The 22,096-nt window shown below is 55.4% G+C and carries 11 protein-coding genes and 1 pseudogene; 8 read left to right on the top strand and 4 right to left on the bottom strand.

Annotated elements, in window-relative coordinates; all coding sequences use genetic code 11:
• Nucleotides 1-19 precede the first annotated feature (19 nt).
• The 3 genes from JI721_RS06485 to JI721_RS06495 form a co-directional block, all read right to left on the bottom strand.
• Nucleotides 20-2,158: a DUF3427 domain-containing protein gene (locus JI721_RS06485; RefSeq protein WP_274457235.1), complete on the bottom strand. Its 2,139-nt coding sequence runs from the start codon at nt 2,156-2,158 to the stop codon at nt 20-22.
• The gene (locus JI721_RS06490; protein ID WP_274457236.1) at nt 2,115-3,182 is read right to left on the bottom strand and encodes a DEAD/DEAH box helicase; all 1,068 of its coding nucleotides are present in this window, start codon (nt 3,180-3,182) and stop codon (nt 2,115-2,117) included. The genes JI721_RS06485 and JI721_RS06490 overlap by 44 nt, the downstream gene beginning before the upstream one ends.
• Nucleotides 3,183-3,575: 393 nt before the next feature.
• A complete protein-coding gene (locus JI721_RS06495) occupies nt 3,576-4,859 on the bottom strand; it encodes an IS110 family RNA-guided transposase (RefSeq protein ID WP_274454631.1) in 1,284 nt (427 codons plus the stop codon).
• Between the two features lie 241 nt (nt 4,860-5,100).
• On the opposite strand from JI721_RS06495, the pseudogene JI721_RS06500 reads away from it, so the two are divergent.
• A pseudogene (locus JI721_RS06500) lies at nt 5,101-5,679 on the top strand (acetamidase/formamidase family protein); the annotation flags it as partial.
• Nucleotides 5,680-5,907: 228 nt separating this feature from the next.
• Here the strand turns inward: JI721_RS06500 and JI721_RS06505 are convergent.
• Nucleotides 5,908-6,558: an MBL fold metallo-hydrolase gene (locus tag JI721_RS06505; protein WP_274457237.1), complete on the bottom strand. Its 651-nt coding sequence runs from the start codon at nt 6,556-6,558 to the stop codon at nt 5,908-5,910.
• A gap of 364 nt (nt 6,559-6,922) precedes the next feature.
• On the opposite strand from JI721_RS06505, the gene JI721_RS06510 reads away from it, so the two are divergent.
• From JI721_RS06510 to JI721_RS06540, 7 genes are all read left to right on the top strand, one after another.
• Nucleotides 6,923-8,425, top strand: a complete 1,503-nt coding sequence (locus JI721_RS06510) for a TIGR02677 family protein (protein ID WP_274457238.1) — start codon at nt 6,923-6,925, stop codon at nt 8,423-8,425.
• On the top strand, nt 8,422-9,654 hold the full coding sequence (locus JI721_RS06515; RefSeq protein WP_274457239.1) for a TIGR02678 family protein: 1,233 nt from the start codon (nt 8,422-8,424) through the stop codon (nt 9,652-9,654). The genes JI721_RS06510 and JI721_RS06515 overlap by 4 nt, the downstream gene beginning before the upstream one ends.
• Before the next feature lie 4 nt (nt 9,655-9,658).
• Nucleotides 9,659-13,822 carry a TIGR02680 family protein gene (locus tag JI721_RS06520; protein ID WP_274457240.1) on the top strand — a complete coding sequence of 1,388 codons (4,164 nt, stop codon included), beginning with the start codon at nt 9,659-9,661 and terminating at the stop codon, nt 13,820-13,822.
• 32 nt (nt 13,823-13,854) lie between these two features.
• Nucleotides 13,855-15,177, top strand: coding sequence for a TIGR02679 family protein (locus JI721_RS06525; RefSeq protein WP_274457241.1), 1,323 nt, complete (start codon nt 13,855-13,857; stop codon nt 15,175-15,177).
• Nucleotides 15,178-15,539: 362 nt separating this feature from the next.
• The gene (locus JI721_RS06530) at nt 15,540-18,281 is read left to right on the top strand and encodes a class I SAM-dependent DNA methyltransferase (RefSeq protein ID WP_274457242.1); all 2,742 of its coding nucleotides are present in this window, start codon (nt 15,540-15,542) and stop codon (nt 18,279-18,281) included.
• Nucleotides 18,278-20,368 (top strand): DEAD/DEAH box helicase, encoded by a 2,091-nt coding sequence (locus JI721_RS06535; RefSeq protein ID WP_274457243.1) that lies wholly within the window; start codon nt 18,278-18,280, stop codon nt 20,366-20,368. The genes JI721_RS06530 and JI721_RS06535 overlap by 4 nt, the downstream gene beginning before the upstream one ends.
• Nucleotides 20,361-21,542 carry a GIY-YIG nuclease family protein gene (locus JI721_RS06540; RefSeq protein WP_274457244.1) on the top strand — a complete coding sequence of 394 codons (1,182 nt, stop codon included), beginning with the start codon at nt 20,361-20,363 and terminating at the stop codon, nt 21,540-21,542. The genes JI721_RS06535 and JI721_RS06540 overlap by 8 nt, the downstream gene beginning before the upstream one ends.
• The last annotated feature ends 554 nt before the right edge of the window (nt 21,543-22,096 follow it).

Here is a 22,096-nt window from a genome sequence, read left to right on the forward strand (position 1 = left end):
CTAAGGCGGCCCCCTTTATTTATTCAAAGGCCGACAAAATGCGTGAAACTTCCGCGCCGATTCCAGGTGACAATGACATCTGGAATTTCACCGTCAAATAATCCGAGCGGCCACATCCGTGCATTTTCTCAAACTTCCGCATGAATAAATGTATGTGTATGTCGCGCGCTTTATGGTGGATATAGTCCTGACCACGTTCTGAGCGGTGCGCCGTCGCATTTTGACTTTGCCAATGAAAATGGCGGTTGTCGATGAAATAATCTCGGTAATGTAAATGCTCAGCCACGGACGCGTCTTTATTCAAATTAACGAACAGCAAATAGTGGTTCCCTACTCGACTGACGCCTTCGCGCCATGACCCTTCCTTGGCGTCAGATTGGAACAGATAAATTAGGTCATTCCGCGTATAGTATTGATACAGGACAACTCCTTGCTGATTTCCAAAAAATACGTTCGGGTGATATGTTCTCCTGAATTCCACCAATCCGTATGCGAGCCGTTTGCTCAGGTACGCGCCTGTCGCTTTTTGCTGCCATAACTTCAAAATGTCCGGGTTTAGGCTGAATACTTCGCCATCCATCGTGCCAAATGACCACTTCCGTTTATCCTCAACCGTGGCAAGTCTTCTCATGGAACGCTGGATATACGGTACACAAGTCTCATTCCGCAGGTGGTTACCAAATAATTCTTTAAGTCGAGCGACGACCGCCGAGACCGTCGTTTTACCGGATGCCAATGCACTATACAAAATGGCGAATTCATAGGGCCACTTCAGTGGAAGCGTTCTCTCTAACGATTGAATCAGTTCCAGTGCAAATGAATGATGTAACAGGGACGTGTCAAATTCGTTGGCGTCGCCCATCTTCTGCTTCGTTTGCACCCATGAACCAAACTTTGAAATGAAAAAGTGGATACCTGGCGCCTCTTCTGTGTAAAGGAAGTCTTCAAGCTCGGGTGCTCTACCGAGTAGTTGTCGAAATGAGTGGTAGATATCCCTGAGCATCTCAGTCTGGTTCATCCGTACGGATTCAATCTTGTGAAGAATGCGTTCGCGCGTAACCGGTTCCAAATCCACAAAGCATCCGTCTGGTAGGTCAGCAAATTCAGTTTCGACAGCGACGCGAAGAGAATCGCGATCGAATGCTTTATGATTCAGCTGTCCGGACAGTGCCAACGGCACCACGAATGACTTTTCATAGTTCCCGATGAAGTCGAGGACCGTCACGTAGTCCTTGCCATCCGCTTTCCGAAGGCCGCGGCCCAACTGTTGCAGAAAAATGGTAGCCGATTCAGTAGGCCGTAGGAACAAGAGAAGGTTCACATTGGGAATGTCGATGCCTTCGTTAAAGATGTCCACCGTAAAGATGATTTCAAGCGGATCATCTTTGTCCTCTAATTTACGGATGGTACGCTGTCGTACCTCGGGAGAATCCATCCCGGTCAAGGCAGCTGCTTCGTAGCCTCTTGCACGAAATTCCTGCGCCATGAACAGCGCGTGTTCGATGTTGGCGCAAAACCCGAGCGCAATTCGCCTGTCACCATCGTGACCATACTTCTCCATCATCTCAATGACGTAGTCGACGCGTTCGTGTGTTGCCAGCGCGCGGGCCAGATCTGAGACATCAAATTGACCATTTCGCGTTTCGACTTCACTGTAGTCCACCGTGTCGTCGGCGAGTCCAAAGTAATGGAACGGTGCCAGCAGGTCATTCGACAAGGCATCGCGGAGGCGAATCTCGTACACGACGTTGTTCTCACACAGTTCCAATACATCTCGTCCATCCATGCGTTCCGGCGTGGCTGTGAGACCAAGTAAGAACCGCGGCTCGAAATACTCGATCACTTTCCGATACGTTTCCGCCTGGGCATGGTGGAATTCGTCGATCACGATGTATTCAAATCGATTGGGATGAAAACGAGACAGCACGTCTGGTCGATGCATGGTCTGCACGGTGGAAAATAAGTATGGCTTATTCCAGTCCTTTTCGTTTCCGGTTAGCTTCCCACATAGCGCAGCGTTGCCGAATACGTCCACAAAGGTTTGCTTCGCACCTTCCAGCAATTCGTCCCGATGCGCCAGGAACAACACGCTTTTTGCCCCATACTGCTTGGCATCAAATGCGGCAAGGGTATGTCTTGCCAGTCCCCGTCGCGGCAATTACGACGCCTTTCCGGAGCCCATTCTTCCGCGTCTGGTCTAACGCCAACAGAGCTTTGGATTGCATTTTGTTTGGATGGAAGGTAGTGGACGGTAGATAGTCCGGTTTCGGGTCTGCACCGAATAACGGTGACGAATTTGATGCTGCGATGTCTCGAGTTGTCCTGCCGAGGTGATATTGCCTGTAGTTCGCTTCATATTGTTCCAAAACCTCGATTGTGACAGGAATGCTTTCGGTCATATTCCAAACTTCATCAAAATGTTTTCGGGCAGACTCGAAAACAGGCAGATGTGGTGCATGCGGAAGCTTTACGTTCCACTCATGCCCTGTTCTGAGTGCTGCATGAGACAAGTTGGATGATCCAATGATGACCGTGTGCAACCCGGATTCTCGTTCAAAGATATACGCCTTCGTGTGGAAAGACTCCGTCGACGTGTCGTACAAGCGGAGTTCCACGTTTTCATGTTGCATGAGATTTCGCAGCGCTTTGGGTTCCGTTACGTACATGTAATTCGTGGTGAGAATCCGGATTGGCTTTCCCTTTTTCATGCACTCGTCTAATGTGCGCAGCAGGAGCTGGAGCCCTGACCAGCGGATGAAGCTAACGACAAAGTACATTTTATCCGCCGTTTGTAGCTCAAACTTCAGGCTTTTAAAGAAATTCAGCGCATATGGGTCTGAACTGCGGTTCGAGATAAAGGCCGGGTGTGTCAGGTACATATCCGGAAAGGTCGGTATATAGTCATCATCAAATCGATAATGGATCGTAGATAGTGGGCTGTGAAAAGACGAACGCTCATCTGCATTCACCTGGCGCTGAATGCTTTGGGTCATCTCCAGCATCTCGTCATACCGCTGTTCATGGGCCAGCCGCTGAAGCTTAGCACCAATGTCCCGCGCAATTTGTTGTGTTAAGAACTGCGCGTAGAGGTTCGGGTGGACGACGGTTGAGCGCTGGTTCGGTTGGGGGTATGTCTTATTTGCGAGTTGTAGTTCTTCGTAGATTCCGCCTGGCTGCTTCATCTTTCTCTCCCTCAATGATCTTTTGTTATCTCTCGTTTTCTCGCTCATTCGTAGCATTTTGCATTTGACTCAGCGGGCGAATGATGTCAGACTCCCCGTAGTGGGAATCTTCGGGACATGGTTTGTGCGTCCCCTACAGGGGATGACTCCCCGTTTTCAAAAATTTGGTCGCACCGTGGATCTCCACAAACACCTTCGCGGCGTACCCTCCCATGTCTCACAGGGTCCTGACTTCGGCCCTTTGCATTCCATCGTTCAGCCTGTCGAAGGGTGGAGGCCAGTTAAGCTCCTATGCAGGGTCATGGCCCGAATGGAATGTATCGTACCGGCTTCTCCGTGCTTCGTTTGTCTATTGCAGCCCTTGCGTACGGTTGAGCGAGTTTCGATTCCTTGTTACGCAGCAAACAGCTGAGCCGAGCGAACGGGTCCCATTGCCTTTTCAGGGTCGTATGGGACTTGCTTACGCCCGAGAGTGAACAAGATGCGAATCAGCTTACAACACAGGGCAATCAGCGACGACATGGGCCGCAGCGGGTTATCCACACGCGTGGTGTAATACTGGTGCAGCGCCTGAAACTGTGGATTCTTTGCCACCAGAATCAGCACGCAGCGGTACAGCAACGCGCGTAATCTTGGCCGTCCGCGTTTTGTGATCTTTGTCTGACCTTTGTGTTTGCCGGAACTGTTCTCCTTGAGATTGAACCCGGCAAGTTTTTGAACCTGTCGCCAGTGTTCGTAGGCGGACAGTTCCTCCACTTCGGCCAGGAATCCTGCCACGGTGACGACGCCCACGCCAGGTACACTGAGCATCTGAGCGGCTCCCGAAATTCGGTCCAGCAAACGCTCGATTTGCTCCAGCAGATCGCTTAACTGCTCCTGCAACAAGTCATATTGGTCAAGCAGCATCTTCAACTCCTGGCGTGCCATCTGCAGTCCTTCGGTTAACCCAACCGATTGGGAGGCCATTTCCACAAGGTATGTGGCCCGTTTTTTGCCAACGCCCCGCGAAATGCCATGTTCCCTCCACATGTGGACAATGTCTTCTGCTGCTTTAGCCTGAATGTCCTGTGGGCAAGGGCACTCGTGCAGACACACCAGCGCTGCTTTACCCTCCCAGTCCCGAAATACCTCCGTAAACTCCGGAAAGAACCGGTCGAGCCAGTTGTGGATACGGCCCTGCACTCGCTTGAGGTCTTCGATTAGACGCTCTCGTTGGTTCATCCCCACGCGCAGCTCAGCGTAGATATCCTTGGGGATGTTGGGTACGGAGTAGCGTCCGTCTTTGACCAACTGCGAGATGACGCGGGCATCCTTGTGGTCATTCTTCGTCGGATTATTGTCGTCCAGCTCTTTGCTCTTTTTCACGTGCAGGGGATTGACCAGAACGACGTCAATCCCGTGTTGGCGAAGAAATTGAGCTAGATTCATCCAATAGTGTCCGGTGGGCTCGACGCCGAACACCACATTGTCACAGCCGTGATCGGCCATGAGCGTGCGCATCCACGCAAGAAGCTTTTCCATGCCGCGTCTGGTATTGTCAAAGGACAGAGGCCTGCCAAGCTCAATACCGCGCGCATTGCTCGCACGTGCCACATGTATTTTCTTGGCAATGTCTGCACCGACGACCAAGGTTGAATCTGTGATGCGGCGAATCTTACGGTTTTGCGATATACTCATGTTGTCGTACGACCTCCCGATTCGTGTTGCTGTGCCAACTCAACACTATCAGGAGGTTTTCTTTGCCTCAAACCCGGAATTACTTCATTACAGGAATGCTTCTATAGTCACCGGGTCTTGTAATATCTGTATTATAGAGATAATGGGTGATGGATGACATCCCGTGTCCGGAGAAAAAAATTAGGGTAAGTTCAAGTCCATGGTGTACATACAATGTTCCGTGACGATGATTGTATCTTTTATCTTGTGCCCGGAATGCGGCGCGATGTATCCGGAAACTCGCATCGAAGGCATTTGCCAATCGGCCATCCGCTGCGTGAACTGCGGTGCTGACGTAACGCCGTTCAAGTTCACGAATGGGTACACCATCGCGTTTGACGTCCATCGGCAAGTCGGCGTCACGCTGCCGAAGCAGGCCGCCGAGCAGGTTGCACGAGACGGACGCAGGTACCTGGCCACGCCGGATCATTCCATTCAGAACCCGATTGTCACGTTTGCCCCCCACGACATCGTGGGTGCAGTGGCACGGCTACGGCCATTTCTCGGTCAAATCGGAACCACACCTTCAAGGCCGTTGCCCGATTCACATAATGCGGGAGACTTCGGGTTCTTTTTGATTGGAGCCCCACATAAGTTTGCAGTAAGTGCTGCCGAACTGCTGGGGATGACCGTTCCAGAAGTCACGAATCGCGCGACCATCACGGGCTCCATCGAGATTGGCCGCCATCCTGGCGTGGTTACGGCAATATTTCGTGTGCCGGTAGACCGGCTAGAGAAGTTGGGAATTATGGGGTATGTGAGAGAGCAGTGCCACCTATAGGATAATTGCGGCGGGCGGGAAGGTATTCAACCCGCCTGTAACACGCTGTCGGGAAATGCCCCTGCATGCCAACGAGTAGCTGTCAACCGATTGCCAATCTGGACATTGCGAAGCGTTTGCCCCAAGCACACCGGTTTGAGAACTTTGCGAATTCCGATGAAAGGCCCGGTTCGCGACGAAACGATACCACCCGCGCTCGCTCACACTGCGCCTCACCCACACTGCCCCTTAGTGATACTGCATCGTGACAACGCCGGCATATTGGGACAGGTTGGCGGGGGTGACGTCCAGGATTCCCACGTCGGTTGTCGGCTGACCTGCAGCTTCAATGAATTTGTCTACCTTATCGAATAACAGCTTCCCTGGGAGTGACAGGGCCTTGGTGCGGTAATGCATCGGGATGGTCACGGTGGGTTTGAGTTGCTGCATCACTTGTGCGCCTTCCTCGCCGTTTAGGGTCATTCTGCCGCCGACGGGAATCATGAGAATGTCCACGCGGCCGATTTCTTTGGCCTGCTCCTCCGTCAGTAAATGACCTAAATCCCCGCAGTGGCAAAGGGTCAAGTCGTCTACACTGATGCGAAAGACGATGTTCTCGCCCCGCTTTTTGCCGTTGACTTTATCGTGGTAGGTTTTGAATCCTTGGATGATCACGCCGTCCCGGTGATAGTCTTTGGGCTCATGGACCAGCAGAAAGTCGCCTGTGGCTACGTGGACTTTGTTGTGATCGCCATGGTTATGCGAGACGACGACGATGTCCGTTTCGATGGGTTTTGGCATTTTGTAGCCGAGCATGCGGTCGAAGGGATCGATGAGAATACGGACGCCCGCTTCAGAAGTCAGTAAAAACGAAGATTGACCAAACCATCTGATTTTCAAAGGGAAGCACCCTCTCGCTTGTTTGGGTCTGTACGTATTGCAATAGGTGAAGCGATCTCTCTGTCACTATAAGCGGAGATGTCTCCACTTGTCAATGAAGCTGGAAGGGATGACGGCGGGGTATAGGCACGTCGGCAACGGACGATCATAATCATGGGCGTTCGAGGCATCGTATGGTTCGCATCGCATCGTATGGTCCGCATCGAGTAAAATTAACGGATAATTAAGACAGGTGATTCATTCCTCATTAAGCTTTTCAGCTTGTGTTTTTCCGCGGATTTCCAAGTGAGAGGGTGGCCGAAGGACGGTGAAAGTACGTTATAATAAAGAGATAGATTCGGTTGTGTTGCAAAGGATGAGTGCTGTGAATCGACGCCAGCCGAGGGAGCTTTGGGTTAAGTCGGTGCCCGAAGTCAAGTATCTGAATGCCGATAATGTGGGCCGGTACCGGCTCATCATGCGATTTTTCTACGAGAACTATCGCAAGTTGAAGTACTGGTTGAAGCCTGAGGAAGTGTTTGCGGGCATTTCCGCATGGAATCTGCTGGACGACTACAGCCTCGAACTGTGTCAGCGGGACCTGGACGTGCTGACGGAATGGCGAAACCTGACCAGCAGCCACGATGGCGGGCGGGCCGGTTCAATCGAAGAGTATTTGCGCAAGCGGTATCGATATCAGATGACGCCGTATGCGATTGAGATTGAGCGAATGCTGGAGAGTTTGGAGAACATTCAAGGGTACGGCGGGTCGCTGGAGCCGACCCTGCTGGAGCGCATCGTCCTGTATGTTCGAACGATTGCGGAGCGTACGAGCCCATTTCCCCCGGGCGAAGCGCTTCAGCTGTGGCGCGATTTGCAAACCGCGTTTCGAACCCTCCACGAGAACGCCTCGGACTATCTGGCCAGCCTGCAAACGACCCGTGCAGAAGAATTGATGCTGACGGAACAATTTCTCGTGTTCAAAGACACGCTAACCAATTATCTGCAGAACTTTATGCTGGGGTTGCAAAAGTACGGGGCGCAGGTCGAAGGGCTGATTCGCCGGACCGACCCGGCCCAGTGGCGGGCCTTTCTGGCGGCCGTGGTCGAGGATGAGATGAGGACCCCCAGCCTGGACGATGTGTTGTCTGCCGAGGAACGCCTGGATGGCCGGCTGGAGGAATGGACGATTTTGACGCGCTGGTTCGTCGGAAGCGACATCGAGGAGAGTGATGTCGTATTTCTCGAACGGGCCACCAAGGACACCATTGGCCGAATGGTTCGCTATGCCATCGCCATTCAGGAGAAGCAGCGGCTCGGCATCAGCCGGCGCCGGGAGCTGGATTACCTGGGGCAGTGGTTCCTGCGCCTCGAGTCCGTGGAAGAGGCACACAAACTGGGCGCGGCGGTGTACGGACTCATGACGCCGCGGCACTTTCAGGGGGAACCGCCGAGATCGACCGATTCCCCGGATTTGTCGATGTGGGACGAGGCACCGACGGTGCGGGAACTCAGTTCGCGCAGCCGGGTTCGCCGCAAGGCGGGATTGACAGAGCCGGTCCGGTCGCGTGAGCGCGAGCAAGCGGAGGCCACGCAGGTGCTGCTCGCGCAAATGGAGCGGGAGGCGGCGGTGGTCCGGGGGTTTGCCGAGCTTGGCAGCTTCCATCTGTCCGATCTCGATGCTTTGTCGGTCGAGCAGCGGCGGGTGCTGCTCTCGTGGATCAGCCGCTGCCTGGTCAACAGGGCGCGGCGGTTTCGAACGGCGGACGGCTATCACATTGAATTGACGCTGCCCGAATCGGATGAGCGGGTGGAACTCACGTTCTCCGATGGTCAGTTGGACATGCCCAATTTCCACATCTCCATTCGGGAGGGGGCGAGGTCATGAACGCGTCCGTGAGGCGGAAGGGGCCGACGCGCGCTGAGATGAAGGCTGATTTGCAGGCGGTCGCGATGGCGCTTTTGAGCCGCCCGTGGCTGACGAAACAGGAGGACCCGGAAGCGTTTCTTCTGATTAAAGACCACTTTGAGTATCTTCGCGACTGGTTTTATGAGCATGCCGGGTATTCGTTGTTTGTGACGAGATGGTTTGCGAAACTCGAAAAAATTCCTGGTGTGTTCCGCAGTTGGATGGGCATTGACGGATTTCATCAACCCCGAGACTACGCGTTGTTCACCTACGGGTTGTGGTACCTGGAAGCGAAGTCGGATGGAGAACAGTTTTTGCTCACGGAGATGGTGGAGGCGATTCGAAACCACCTGCTGGGCATGGGGTTCGATGTCGACTGGGTGTTGTACGACCACCGCTTGTCCATGGTGCGCGCGTTGAAGAAGCTGCGATCGCTGGGCGTGCTCACATCCATCGAGGGCGAGGAAACGGGCTGGGCCCGTGATGGGGCGGACGCGAACGTACTGTACGAGGCGTCGCCGCTCGCTCGGTACGTGCTGCGGCGATTTCCGAGGGAATTGATGGCGTACGGCGAGATCGACGAATTGTACGAGGTGGAACAAACGGCTATGGTCCCCACCAGCGGCGACATGGTGCATAGTGCGGATGTGCGATCACGCCGGCACAAGGTCTTTCGCCGCCTCCTGATGGAACCGGTCGTCTACGACTTCGAGTGGACGGAGGAAGAGCGGCGTTATGTACAGACCCAGCGGTCCTGGATGCTCTCGCAGATGGAAGAGATGGTGGGACTGGAGGGGCGCCGCTTTCGCGAGGGGCTCTACTTTTATTGGCCGGAGCTGATGGCAGAAGTCGACTTGTTTCCGACGCAGTCGGCCGTGTCAGACGTGACAATGCAATTCGCTGCGAAGCTCCGCGAGCTGTTGATGGAGGATCCACAGCGCTATCCACGCGACGAGCATGGGCGCTTGCACCTGACCCGAGGCGAATTCGAGGGTATTCTGCTGTCGCTCCGGGAAACGAGTGAACGGTACTGGACCAAGGACCATCGAGAAAAGTCGACGACGCAGCTGGCGACTGACATTCTTGGACACATGGCCGAGTGGAATCTGGCGGCGCAGGACGGTGCGGGCGGCGTCGTGCTGCTGCCGGGGCTGTCGAGATACTGCGGGACCTACGACGTGATCGATGGAGAAAACAAAGGGGCATGATTTGATGGCGAATGAACGGTGGCAGATGAACCGGGCTGGATTTCTGAACTTCTGGTTTTACACCGATCAGAGTTTCCAATTGTCAGATGGCCGCTTGATTCTCCGCGGCGCGAACGGGGCCGGGAAATCGGTCACGATGCAGAGCTTCCTGCCGCTCGTGCTCGACGGCGACAAGCGGCCGGTGCGGCTCGACCCGTTCGGCTCCAAAGACCGCAAAATCGAATACTACCTGCTCGGCGACACGGAAAGCGGCATTTCGGACCGGACAGGCTACGTCTACCTGGAATTCATCCAGCCGGCGACGGACAGGACGGTCACGGTCGGCATTGGCCTGCGGGCGCGGCGGGGGGCCAATCAAGTCGCGTTTTGGGGCTTCAGTTTGACGGACGGCCGGCGGATTGGACACGATTTTTTCCTGTACGACGTCGACGTGTTCGAACGGGAAGGCGAGAAGATTCCGCTGGACTTTGCCGGGCTTGAAGCGGCCATCGGCGCTGGCGGCCGTGTCGTCAAGGAGCAGCGGGAATACCAGCAAATGGTGAACCACATCTTGTTTGGGTTCAAGGATGAGCAGGCGTACAAGGATTTGCTCAACCTCTTGATTCAACTGCGCTCGCCCAAGTTGTCCAAGGAGTTTCGCCCGACGACGATTTACAGCATCTTGAACGACTCGCTGCCGCCGCTCGGGGATGAGGATTTGCTGCCGTTGTCGCAGGTGTTGCAGGACATGGACGAGATTGGCGACAGACTGGACGAACTGACGCTGCATCAGAATGCGGCGAAGCGGCTCGCGGACGTCTATGAGCGCTACAACCAGATGTGGCTGTATGAGACGGCAAAGCGGACCGTGGACGCGACGAAGGCTGCCGACGACGCGTTCCAGGCGGTGGAAGAGCAGGACGCGCTGCTGCAGGCGGCACAGGCCGAGCGGGAAGAGACGGACCGGGCGCTGCTGCAGGCGGTCCAGGAGCGGGACAAGACGGAGACTGAACTGGAGCTGCTCAACCGCTCGGAAGGCATGGAGCTGCGCATCGAGCTGGACGGCGCGCAAAACCGCGTGAAGGACACAGAACGTGAGCAAAGGGACACCCAGGAACGCATCGCCAGGAACCAGGAGGCCGTGCGCGAGAAGCAGGTGCGGGTTGATGCGGAACTGCGCAAGCTGGAAAACGAGACGCACAAACAGCGTGAGTGGCTGGCGGACATGGCCGAGATGGCGAATGAGATTGAATTCCGCACGCACGAAGCCTATGCGGGCGGTGCGCGTACGTCCCTGGAGGACCTGGACGATGCGACGTGGCAGCGCTGGCTGGCGGACGTGGACCGTTACCGCAGGGAGATGGAGCACGCACTGGACTTGTGCCGCAAAGAGCGAGCCGAGGCGGATAAGCTCAAGGAAGCGGAGCGGCAAATGAGCGCAGCCCGGGAGCGGCGGGACGCGGCGGAACGAACGGTGCAGGAGCGGGAGCGCGAACTATCCGCCGCGATTGCGCAGCAGGAAGACCTCGCCTTCGCCTGGTTCAAGGGACTGACAGAACTGCCCTTGTCGGACGAGGCTTGGCGGTCGCTTCTCTACGATTTGCGCCGCTACGGCGAACTGTCGTATGACGAGATTCTCATGCCAGCCAAGGCGGCGTTGGATACCGGGCGGAACCAGGCGACTGCGGCGCGCCTGAAGCTTGAGCACGAGAAGTCTTTGCTGGAAGAGCAGCGAACCGAGTTGGAACGCGAGCTCGCAGCGTGGCGGACCGTCAAGGAAGCCGAGCCCCCTCGCACGACCGCGCGGGCGGAAACGCGCCATCGGCGGCTGACGCTGGCGGCAGAGCAGGGCATCGCGGGTGCGCCACTGTACAAAGTCTGCGAGTTTCGGGACCAGGTGGACGAGCCGACCCGGGCTGCTCTGGAGACCGCGTTGTTTCAGAGTGGACTGCTCGACGCGTGGGTGTCGCCGGAGGCCCCTTTGGTTGCAGACGGCGACGAAGACGGATGGATTCGACCGAATCCCGCCGCAATTGGGTACACGCTGGCTGAGTATTTGCGGCCGACACCGTCTGCGGAAAGTGGACTGACACCGCAGTTCGTGGATGAGGTGCTGCGCACGATTCTGGTCGCGGCGCCCGATGCGGTGGAGGACGCCAGCACGGCGGCTGTCACGATGTCTGGCCAGTACGTGCTGGGACCCTTGGCGGGGCAGAGCGTCAGCAAACCGAGCGCGGAATGGATTGGTTTCGAGGCACGCAAACGCGCGCGGCAGGCGGCGATGGAGCGGTTGAAGGCGGACATCGCCGAACTCACGAACCGAATTGCAGATCTCGATGGCGACATCGCCGAGACGGAACGGCGCATCGCGTCGATGCAGGCAGAGTTTGCGGCCTTTCCTTCGGAAGCGCCGCTGCGCACTTGCCTCGCGGCGCTCGACACGGCCAAGCGTGACTTTGCGCACGCGCGCGACGTGGAAGCCCAGCAGACCGACGCGTTCAAGCTGCAGCAAGCCGCCTGGCAGACGGCGAAGGAAGCCCTTGTCTCGTGTCTCTCGCAGTGGGACACGCTGCGCGTCGAAGCGGATTTCCAGCACGCGCTGGGGCAGCTTCGCAGCTATGAGCAGATGTGTCAGTCGTGTCGAATGAGCGCGCAATTGTCGGCGCGAATGCGCTCGGAACTGGGGTATCTGAAGGACGAGATCGACCGGTTGGCGCAGCAAATCGACGACGATCTGGCGACCGAGGCAGACTTGCGGCGCCGACTGGCTGGCTTGCAGACGACCATCGCGTCGCTGCGGGCGCGCTTGGAGGCGCTCGGCGCGCTCAATGTTCACGATGAAGCGCGCGCACTGAAGGAACGCCTGGAGGCGCTGCGAGGGCAGATTGAGACGCTGCAGGATCGGAAGCTGGAACGGGCGACGAAGGTGACGCGGCTCGAAGAGCGCCTGCGGGAAAAGCGGGAGGCGCTGGACCAGTGTGAACGCCGGCTCGAAGCGTGTATCGAACGCTTCCGCCAGGAGTGGGAGCTGGGGTTGACGGTTCGCGATACCGCAGATGGGGACGACGGAGACGAGGCGGCAGCACTCGGCGGGCGTCAGCGGGTGATTCAGACGGCGCGCAAAGTGTTTCGTGCGCTTCGCGGCGTCTGTGAAAACCGCAATCTCCAGTCTGTGACCGACCAGCTGCGAGAGGTGTTTGCCGTCGAGAAGAACACGCTGCTGGACTACTCCCTCGAGTCGCGGTTCGACGAATCGCTGGAGCGGCTGTTCGTAGAATCCAGACGGGACAGAAACCACCCGTGGACACCCGCCCGCATCCATCAGGAGCTGACGCGAATGGTGGAAGAGCAGCGGATTCTCATCAGCGAGAAAGACCGCGAGTTATATGAGCAGATTCTGATTCACAGCGTCGGCCGCGCCATCCGCGACAAGATTAACCGCGCGGAACGCTGGGTCAAGGAAATGAATCACTTTATGTCGCTTCGAAACACGTCGAGCGGCATGGTGTTGTCCTTGGAATGGAAGCCCCGGCCTGCCCGCAGTGAGCGGGAATTGGATACGGAGCGGCTTGTGTATTTGCTGCGCAAGAGCCCGAGTACGCTGCTGGACGAAGAGATGGAAGACATGATTGAGCATTTTCGCTCGCGCATTCGCATGGCGAAAGAAGAATCCGAATCCGGTGAAACCCTGCGCAGCTTAATTCGCGAGTTTCTGGATTATCGGACTTGGTTTTCGTTCACGCTGTATTACCGCAAAGGCGGGATGGCGTCCCGGCGGGAGCTGACGGACTCGCAATTTAATGTGCTCAGCGGCGGCGAAAAGGCGATGGCGATGTACATTCCGTTGTTTGCGGCGACCGATTCGCGATTTAACGATTCCCGTCCAGACGCGCCGCGCCTCATTTCACTTGACGAAGCCTTCGCGGGTGTCGACGAAGAAAACATGCGCGACATGTTCGAGCTGTTGACGGATATGAAGTTCGACTATATGATGACGAGCCAGCAGCTCTGGGGATGTTACGACACGGTTCCGGCGTTGTCCATCTACGAGATTTTCCGGCCGGGCGACGTCGACTTCGTCACGGTGATTCCATACTACTGGAACGGACATACGAGGCGCATGGTGGACGGTGATGACTGGCCCTCGGCTCAAGAAGCTGCGGCAACGGAGGAACCGATTCACGAATGAGGTCGGCCAACAGGCGGGAAGGTGGGCAGACGATGGACGAATTGACGACGTATCTTCGGCAGCCCGGGTTCGAGCGCTTGTGGTGCGCGGCGGCGGATAAATACCGGCGGCAAGGCAGGGTTGGCGGGCGCGTACAGCTGATGGGGCTGTCCGATGAAGAGATGGACGCATTGTCCGGGCTGTTGGCTGTGAACCTCGTCGGGCGGACGGAGGTCGCGATTCGGCTGACGAAAGTGGACGAAGCGCTTCGCAACAGCAGGTTTCGCGTGGGGTTGGAGGAAGTCCTGGGACGTCTGTTCCCAGGGCTGCGCACGCGGGAAGAACAGCTGGCGGAAGCGTCGGCCAACTGGGCCGCCTTTCACGTTTGGGCGAAAGAAGGCATTCATCGTCAGGCCGTGCTGGATTGGATTGACAGATTGAGCAAAGGCGATGCGCCAGGCGCTCGAACCTACATGGAGTGCTACCGGGCGTACGAAAGCACGGGCCGATGCGATGATTGGCGGCATGCGATGCGGGCGTTGGAGGCGGCGCTGCAGCCGCATGACGTGTGGCGGCTGCCCGTGTTTGCGGCCGAGGTCACGGGAGATCCCCACGGGCTCGACCGGAATACACTCGCAGGCAAGGTGTTCTATTGGGGATTGGTCGCGCTGGCGGCTGACGTCGATGCTTCCGGCCATGCCTGGGCAAGTGCGGAGCCGCCGGCCGCTGCACCCACTTCCGAATCCGTTGACGATCCCGACTTCACCGACACAGCCAGCGACGCTGCCAGCGACGCGCCTTCCGAGTCCATGCGCGCGGTTTACATGAAGGCTGGTATCCGACTGGATGACGTGAGTTCGATTGTGTGGGTCGGGAACTGGGCGGGCTGGTTCGAGGTGCCCGTCGCGATCCCCCTGATGGCGCTGGACCGTCATGTGAAGGAAGTGCCACGGGCCGATGCCGTGTACGTGGTCGAGAATCCATCCGTATTCGCGGAATTGCTGGAGCGGCTCCCATGCGGCGTTCCGGTCGTCTGCACCAGCGGACAGCCGTCGGTCGCCGCGCTGCGGCTGCTGGACATGGCGTTTGCGGCGGGATCGACCATCTATTACAGCGGGGACTTCGACGTGAAAGGCCTGCAAATGGCCCTGTCGCTTCGCGCCCGATACGGGCGTGCGTTTGCGGCGTGGCACATGGATGCGGATACGTACCGGTGGGCGAGCCATGACAAACAGCCGGAACTGTCCGAGCGAGAAGTTCAAATGCTGAACACCCTCCACGTAGACTGGGATGATGAATTGATTCCGGCGATGACACGGATACGGAAAAAAGTCTTCCAGGAGCAGATTCTTTCGAGGCTGTTGGGTGACTTTTGAGGAGCGGCTGGAACCTATTCTGTCATTGGCGATGGCTAAAACAGCCTACACGCTTCATGGTTCCTTGCCTGAGGAGAAAGGAATATATACTATCCTTTATAGGGCAACCCATTGAGCTGAAAGTTAGCGTTTGCCCGTGCACGTGTCGATTTAGATCGTGATCCCTTTCAACCAACGATGTTGGAAATGCGGCTACCAATCCATCGATGGGCCATTATGGTTGAAACTGTGTCCAGTGTTGCCGATACAAGATACCGAGGATTCTTATCTCCAATAGGATTTAAACCGGAAAGGGGATCGGTGGCGAACTTTACGCCAGACATGCCATGAACCCAGTAGAAATTGAGGCAGCAGTGTCCGATTTGGCTGCGCAGCCTTTCGATAAAGACGAGTTCCCGTATGCATTCCTGCGGGCGTTCGGGAACAAGGAGACGACAATTAAGCGTCTGCGCTCGGGCGAAACGAATAAGTCTGATCTGGGCGGCGTACTACAAACAAACAATATCCATATTGCGGTCGCACAACATGGCGAAGTTACTAAGACTCTTGCGGCATTGAAAGAAAGTCCGGCAACGTCGAGAGCGAAGGCGCGCTACATCCTTGCCACTGACGGTGAAGTCTTTGAGGCGGAAGAGCTGGAGTCCGGTGAGACGGTTGCATGTGCCTACGAGAATTTCCCGGATCACTTCGGTTTTTTCCTTCCACTTGCTGGGATAACGACTGTCAAACAGGTACGTGAAAATGGTTTTGACATCCGGGCGACAGGCCGGTTGAACAAGCTCTATGTCGAACTGTTGAAAGACAACCCAGAGTGGGGAACGGCCGAACGGCGCCACGATATGAACCACTTCTTGGCCCGGTTGATTTTCTGCTTCTTTGCTGAGGACACGGGCATCTTCAGAGAACTAAGGATGTTCACTGAAACCGTAGAGCGGATGAGTGCGCGTGATGCCTCGAACACGCACGAAGTCATTGGCGAGATCTTCCGCGCCATGAACACGAAGGGAGACGACCGTACAAAGGCCAAGTTGCCGCGCTGGGCGGCTGTATTCCCTTACGTGAACGGCGGGCTTTTCTCCGGAAGTGTAGATGTACCACGGTTTAGTAAGATTTCACGGTCGTATCTGCTACATATCGGTAATCTCGACTGGACGAAGATAAATCCCGACATTTTCGGCTCCATGATCCAGGCGGTAGCGGACGACGAGGAACGTGGTGCACTCGGCATGCATTATACGAGCGTGCCAAATATCCTGAAGGTACTCAATCCGCTGTTTTTAGATGATTTGCGGGCGCAACTTGAAGCTGCTGGTGACAATCCCCGCAAGTTGCTCAACTTGCGCAGGCGCCTGTCGAGGATCCGGGTTTTTGATCCCGCCTGTGGCTCAGGTAACTTCTTGGTTATCGCTTACAAAGAGATGCGTGCGATTGAGGCTGAAATAAACAGACGACGCCGTGAATCGGATCGCGAGAGCGATATCCCGCTAACCAATTTTCGTGGCATCGAGATACGTGACTTTGCGGCCGAAATTGCACGTCTGGCCCTCATCATTGCGGAGTTCCAATGCGACGTCCTCTATCGTGGGAGGCCGCTTGCTCTATCGGGATTTTTACCGCTTTCCGCGGATAACTGGATCGTCTGCGGAAATGCTCTACGGCTTGATTGGATGAGTGTCTGTCCGCCGAGTGGAACGGGTGTGAGACTACAGGCTGAAGGCTTATTCGACGATCCGCTCAATCAAGCGGAGATTGATTTCAAGAATGAAGGAGGGGAGACATACGTTTGCGGAAATCCACCATACCTGGGCTCGACTTGGCAATCTGCACAACAAAAAGCGGAACTGCAATCGATTTTTGAACAAAAGACGCATAACTGGAAGTCGCTGGATTATGTCGCTGCTTGGTTCATGAAAGCAGCCGATTACGGGAAAGGCACGCGCGCCGACATTGCTTTTGTCGCGACCAATTCGATTTGCCAGGGTCAGCAGGTTCCCATTCTATGGCCATTGATTCTTGAGACAGGGTATGAGATTTCCTTCGCTCACACATCGTTCAAGTGGGCGAATCTCGCGAGTCATAACGCAGGTGTGACCGTAGTGATCATCGGGATTTCCAACCATCCGGGAAAGGTTCGACGGTTGTTTTCGGTAAGCGACGGCGGAGGTTTGATGGCCACGGAAACGGAACATATCAATGCTTATTTGGTGCCTGGCCCGAACGTGATCGTCAAGAGAGCAGCTAGTCCCACTGAAGGACTGACCCGGATGAGTTTCGGAAATAAACCGGTAGATGGTGGAAATCTTCTACTGACGCGCAACGAGCTCATGGAACTCAATCTCACTTCAGATCAGCGCGCGCGATTCGTTCGGCGTATTTATGGATCGGCGGAGTTTATTCGAGGTATCGAGAGGTATTGCTTGTGGATTGAGAACGAACACTTGGAAGAGGCGCAGCAGCTCTCCGCTATCCGACAGCGCATCGACGGAGTACGGGCGATGCGAATGGCGAGCAGGGACAGAGGTGCCAATGAATTGGCTGCGCGTTCCCACCAGATGCGTGAGATGAATATCGGACACAGGTGGTCGATTATTGTACCCTGTATTTCGTCGGAGTCGCGTCAATATTTACCTGTTGGCTTGATTGACAGCCATTCGACGGTCACAAATCTCGCCTTTGCGCTATATGATGCTCCATTGTGGAACATGGCTCTGATCGCCTCCCGCCTTCACCTAGTGTGGATTGCAACCGTTTGCGGTAAGCTGAAAACTGATTTCCGCTACTCCAATACGCTCGGATGGAATACCTTTCCGGTTCCAATACTCACTGAGAAGAACAAGGCTGACCTAGTCCGCTGCGCCGAGGACATTCTATTGGCCCGGGAGGCACACTTCCCAGCGACGATTGCCGAACTTTATGACCCGGACAACATGCCATCCGATCTACGCGAGGCCCATGAGCGTAACGACGAGGTGGTGGAGCGAATCTATATCGGCCGTCGGTTTCGCAATGACACGGAGCGGCTGGAAAAGCTGTTCGAGCTTTACACCAAGATGACCGCTTCAACGAAACCGACCAAGAAAGGTAAGAGGAGGGCGGATGCGTGACCGACAGAAATAACTCAATCCCTTCCATTTCGGTGTCTTACGCCCGCAACGGTAGTTCGGCGAAAGTCAATTCGCTTGGCATGAGACCAATGCAGGAACGCGCCTATGAGCGGCGCGGCGAACAGTACTTGCTCATCAAGTCGCCGCCGGCTTCCGGCAAAAGCCGGGCGCTAATGTTCATCGCGCTGGACAAGCTCTACAACCAGGGACTCAAGCAGGCAATCATCGTCGTGCCGGAGAAGTCCATCGGTTCGAGCTTCAATGACGAGCCGTTGAGTCAGTTCGGATTTTGGGCCGACTGGCACGTGGCGCCGAAATGGAATCTATGCAATGCGCCAGGCGCGGACAATGGCGGCAAAGTTAAGTCGGTGGGCGCGTTCCTTCAAAGTGATGATAAGGTGCTGATCTGCACTCACGCTACTTTCCGGTTTGCTGTTGATGAGTACGGGGTTGAGGCGTTCGACAACAGGCTGATTGCGGTGGATGAGTTCCATCACGTTTCCGCCAATCCTGACAATAAACTCGGCCTGCACCTTGGACAATTCATTGCGCGAGACCGGGTGCATATTGTGGCGATGACTGGCTCGTACTTCCGCGGCGACGCAGAAGCAGTGCTGACCCCTCAGGATGAGGGAAGGTTCGATACCGTTACCTACACTTATTACGAGCAACTCAGTGGATACGAGTACCTGAAACAGCTCGACATTGGCTATTACTTCTACTCGGGTTCATACACCGAGGACATCCTCAAGGTGCTTGACCCGTCTGAGAAGACCATCATTCACATTCCGAACGTCAATTCGCGCGAAAGCACGAAGGACAAAATTAGAGAGGTCGAGCACATCATTGAAGAACTGGGGGACTGGCAGGGAGCCGATCCTGAGACCGGATTCCAGCTTGTCGAAACGCCGGACGGCCGAATACTCCGGATTGCCGACCTCGTCGACGATAATCCGACCAAACGGGACCGGGTAGTGGCAGCTCTGAAGGATACGGCGCAAAAAAATAATCGCGATCATGTAGACGTCATCATCGCGCTTGGCATGGCGAAGGAAGGCTTTGACTGGATTTGGTGTGAACACGCATTGACAGTTGGCTATCGGTCCAGTCTTACGGAAATCGTGCAAATCATCGGCCGTACTACGCGTGACGCGCCAGGCAAAACACGCGCCCGCTTCACCAACCTGATCGCTGAGCCTGATGCCTCTGAACAAGTCGTTACCGAGGCGGTGAACGATACCTTGAAGGCTATCGCCGCTAGCTTGCTTATGGAGCAGGTTCTTGTGCCGCGCTTCGAGTTCAAACCGAAGAATCCTGACAGCGGTCCGGAAGAAGGGTTCGACTATGGCGACGGCGGCTATGACCCGGAGAAATGCAATGTTGGTTTCAACTATGAGACGGGCCAATTCCAAATCGAGATCAAGGGCCTGTCAGAACCCAAAAGTGAGGAAGCAACACGCATTTGCCGCGAAGATCTTAACGAAGTGATTGCGACCTTCGTTCAGGACAAGACCAGTATTGAACGCGGCTTGTTTGACGAGGAGCTTGTGCCGGAGGAACTGACCCAGGTTCGGATGGGCACAATCATTAGGGAAAGGTACCCTAATCTCGACGAAGAGGATTTGGAAGCGGTACGCCAGCACGCCGTCGCTGCACTCAATCTGACGCAACAGGCAAAGCAAACTGTTCTTGGCGATACGAATGGCGGCAGCGAACCGGTGGCTAACACTGCCTTTATCGACGGAGTTCGTAAGTTCGTGATGGACGTGCGCGAACTAGACATCGATCTCATCGACCGCATCAACCCATTTAGCCAAGCATATGCCATCCTTGCCAAGACGATGAGCGAGGACAGCCTGAAACAGGTTGCGGCCGTGATTGCAGCGAAACGCGTTAGTATTCCGTACGAGGAGGCACGAGCGCTGGCTGTACGGGCTTTGCAATTCAAGAAGGAGCGCGGGCGACTACCAGACATCAACTCGCAAGACCCATGGGAGAAGCGCATGGCCGAGGGTGTAGCGGCCTTACAGCGCTATCGTGCGCAGCAGAACGCGCCGGAAGACCGTGGAGGTGACATGAATGCCTGAGATGTCTGATGATGAATTACTTGAGGCGCTCGGTGTAGAACAGGAGATAGAGAAGACAAGCTCTCATACGCCACGTGAGGAACGAATCATCGCTGGTTTTGAGGAAATCCAGCGATTCGTTGAGCGGCATGGCCGTGTTCCACAACATGGAGAAGACAAGGATATCTTCGAGCGGCTGTACGCCGTGCGACTTGATCGCCTGCGAGCATTGGAGGAATGCCGCACACTTCTCGAGCCACTTGATCACCAAGGGCTACTAAGTAATTCTGAGATTGTACCGGATGATCCAGTGGAATCGATGGATGATGATGAGCTGCTCGCTGAACTTGGCGCAACAGGTCCCTTAGGTATTACAGAACTGCGCCATGTCCGTCCGAGAGCTGAAATACGAGCGACTGAGGAAATTGCTAAACGCGAGAAGTGTGCAGACTTTGACCGCTTCCGACCATTATTTGAGCAGGTTGAGCGTGAAATTAAATCTGGCGTTCGACAGACGCGATCGTTTGGTAAGGATGCGAGTGTCAATACGGGTAACTTCTTCGTTTTGGGCGGCCAACTTGTCTACGTGGCTGACAAGGGAGATGAGTTTCAGACACCCAACGGCCATTCTGATGCCCGGCTCAGAGTCATCTATTCGAACGGTACAGAGAGTAATCTCCTGCTTAGATCTTTGCAGCGTGCGCTGTATAAAGACGAGACTGGACGTCGCGTAACAGAACCATTGAACGGTCCGTTGTTCAGCGAAACGTGGGATGAGGGCAATATTGAAAGTGGCACTATCTATGTCCTGCGCAGTTTGTCCGATCACCCCTTCGTGGCGGAACATCGTGAACTGATTCATAAGATTGGCGTTACGGGCGGCAAGGTTGAAAGTCGAATTGCAAATGCGGCGCACGATGCCACCTATTTGCTGGCAGACGTGGAAGTCGTCGCGACTTACAAACTTGCGGGTATCAATCGAACAAAGCTCGAAGGTATTTTTCATCGGATATTTGCACCGGCCCAGCTCGACCTAACTATCTACGACCGCTTTGGCCATCCGGTACGGCCAAAGGAATGGTTCCTCGTGCCACTACATGTCATTGACGAAGCAGTGCGCCGTATTCGGGATGGATCGATTACGAATGTTGTCTATGATCCCGGGACGGCAGGCCTGGTCGTCCTTGCTCAGTAGAGACGGGATACTCAAACGAAGGTGTCGCAATGAAGGGGGTGGGTGGCCGTTGATGCCTCACAGGGTCAGGAACCCGAAGTAAGGGGGAAGAGAAACCGTTCTATGACTTTTATGACTTACACCTTACTGTTCCTGGAGATTGTTGGAGAGGCAATTACGTCATCTCTCATGTGGTGCTTGAAACAACTATTACACCGCTAATTCCGAACTGGACGCATAAATTTCTTTCCTTATGGGAACGTTGTATCTATCGCTCGCCGGAAGCAATAATTATTAGAGCGTCGATCGGCTATAGACCGATGATATTTCCATCGACAGTGGCAATGCACATAGTCCTGATGTGTGCGTCGATGGTCCTTTCGAAGGGAGGCCACGAGCGTCGAGCCGGCGATCACGGTAATGGGCATTGCCGGATAGAAGCTCCAGAGAAAGGAGGTGTTGGGGGTGAAGAAATCGAATATTATCAGAAATATCAGGCACCTCACTATCGCGCTAAAGCTCACTGTCTCGACGGCTCGCGCAAAGTAACAAACCCGTGTGGATGGAGCGTGTCA

It is taken from the genome of Alicyclobacillus cycloheptanicus, assembly GCF_028751525.1.
GTDB classification, from domain to species: Bacteria; Bacillota; Bacilli; order Alicyclobacillales; family Alicyclobacillaceae; genus Alicyclobacillus_L; species Alicyclobacillus_L cycloheptanicus.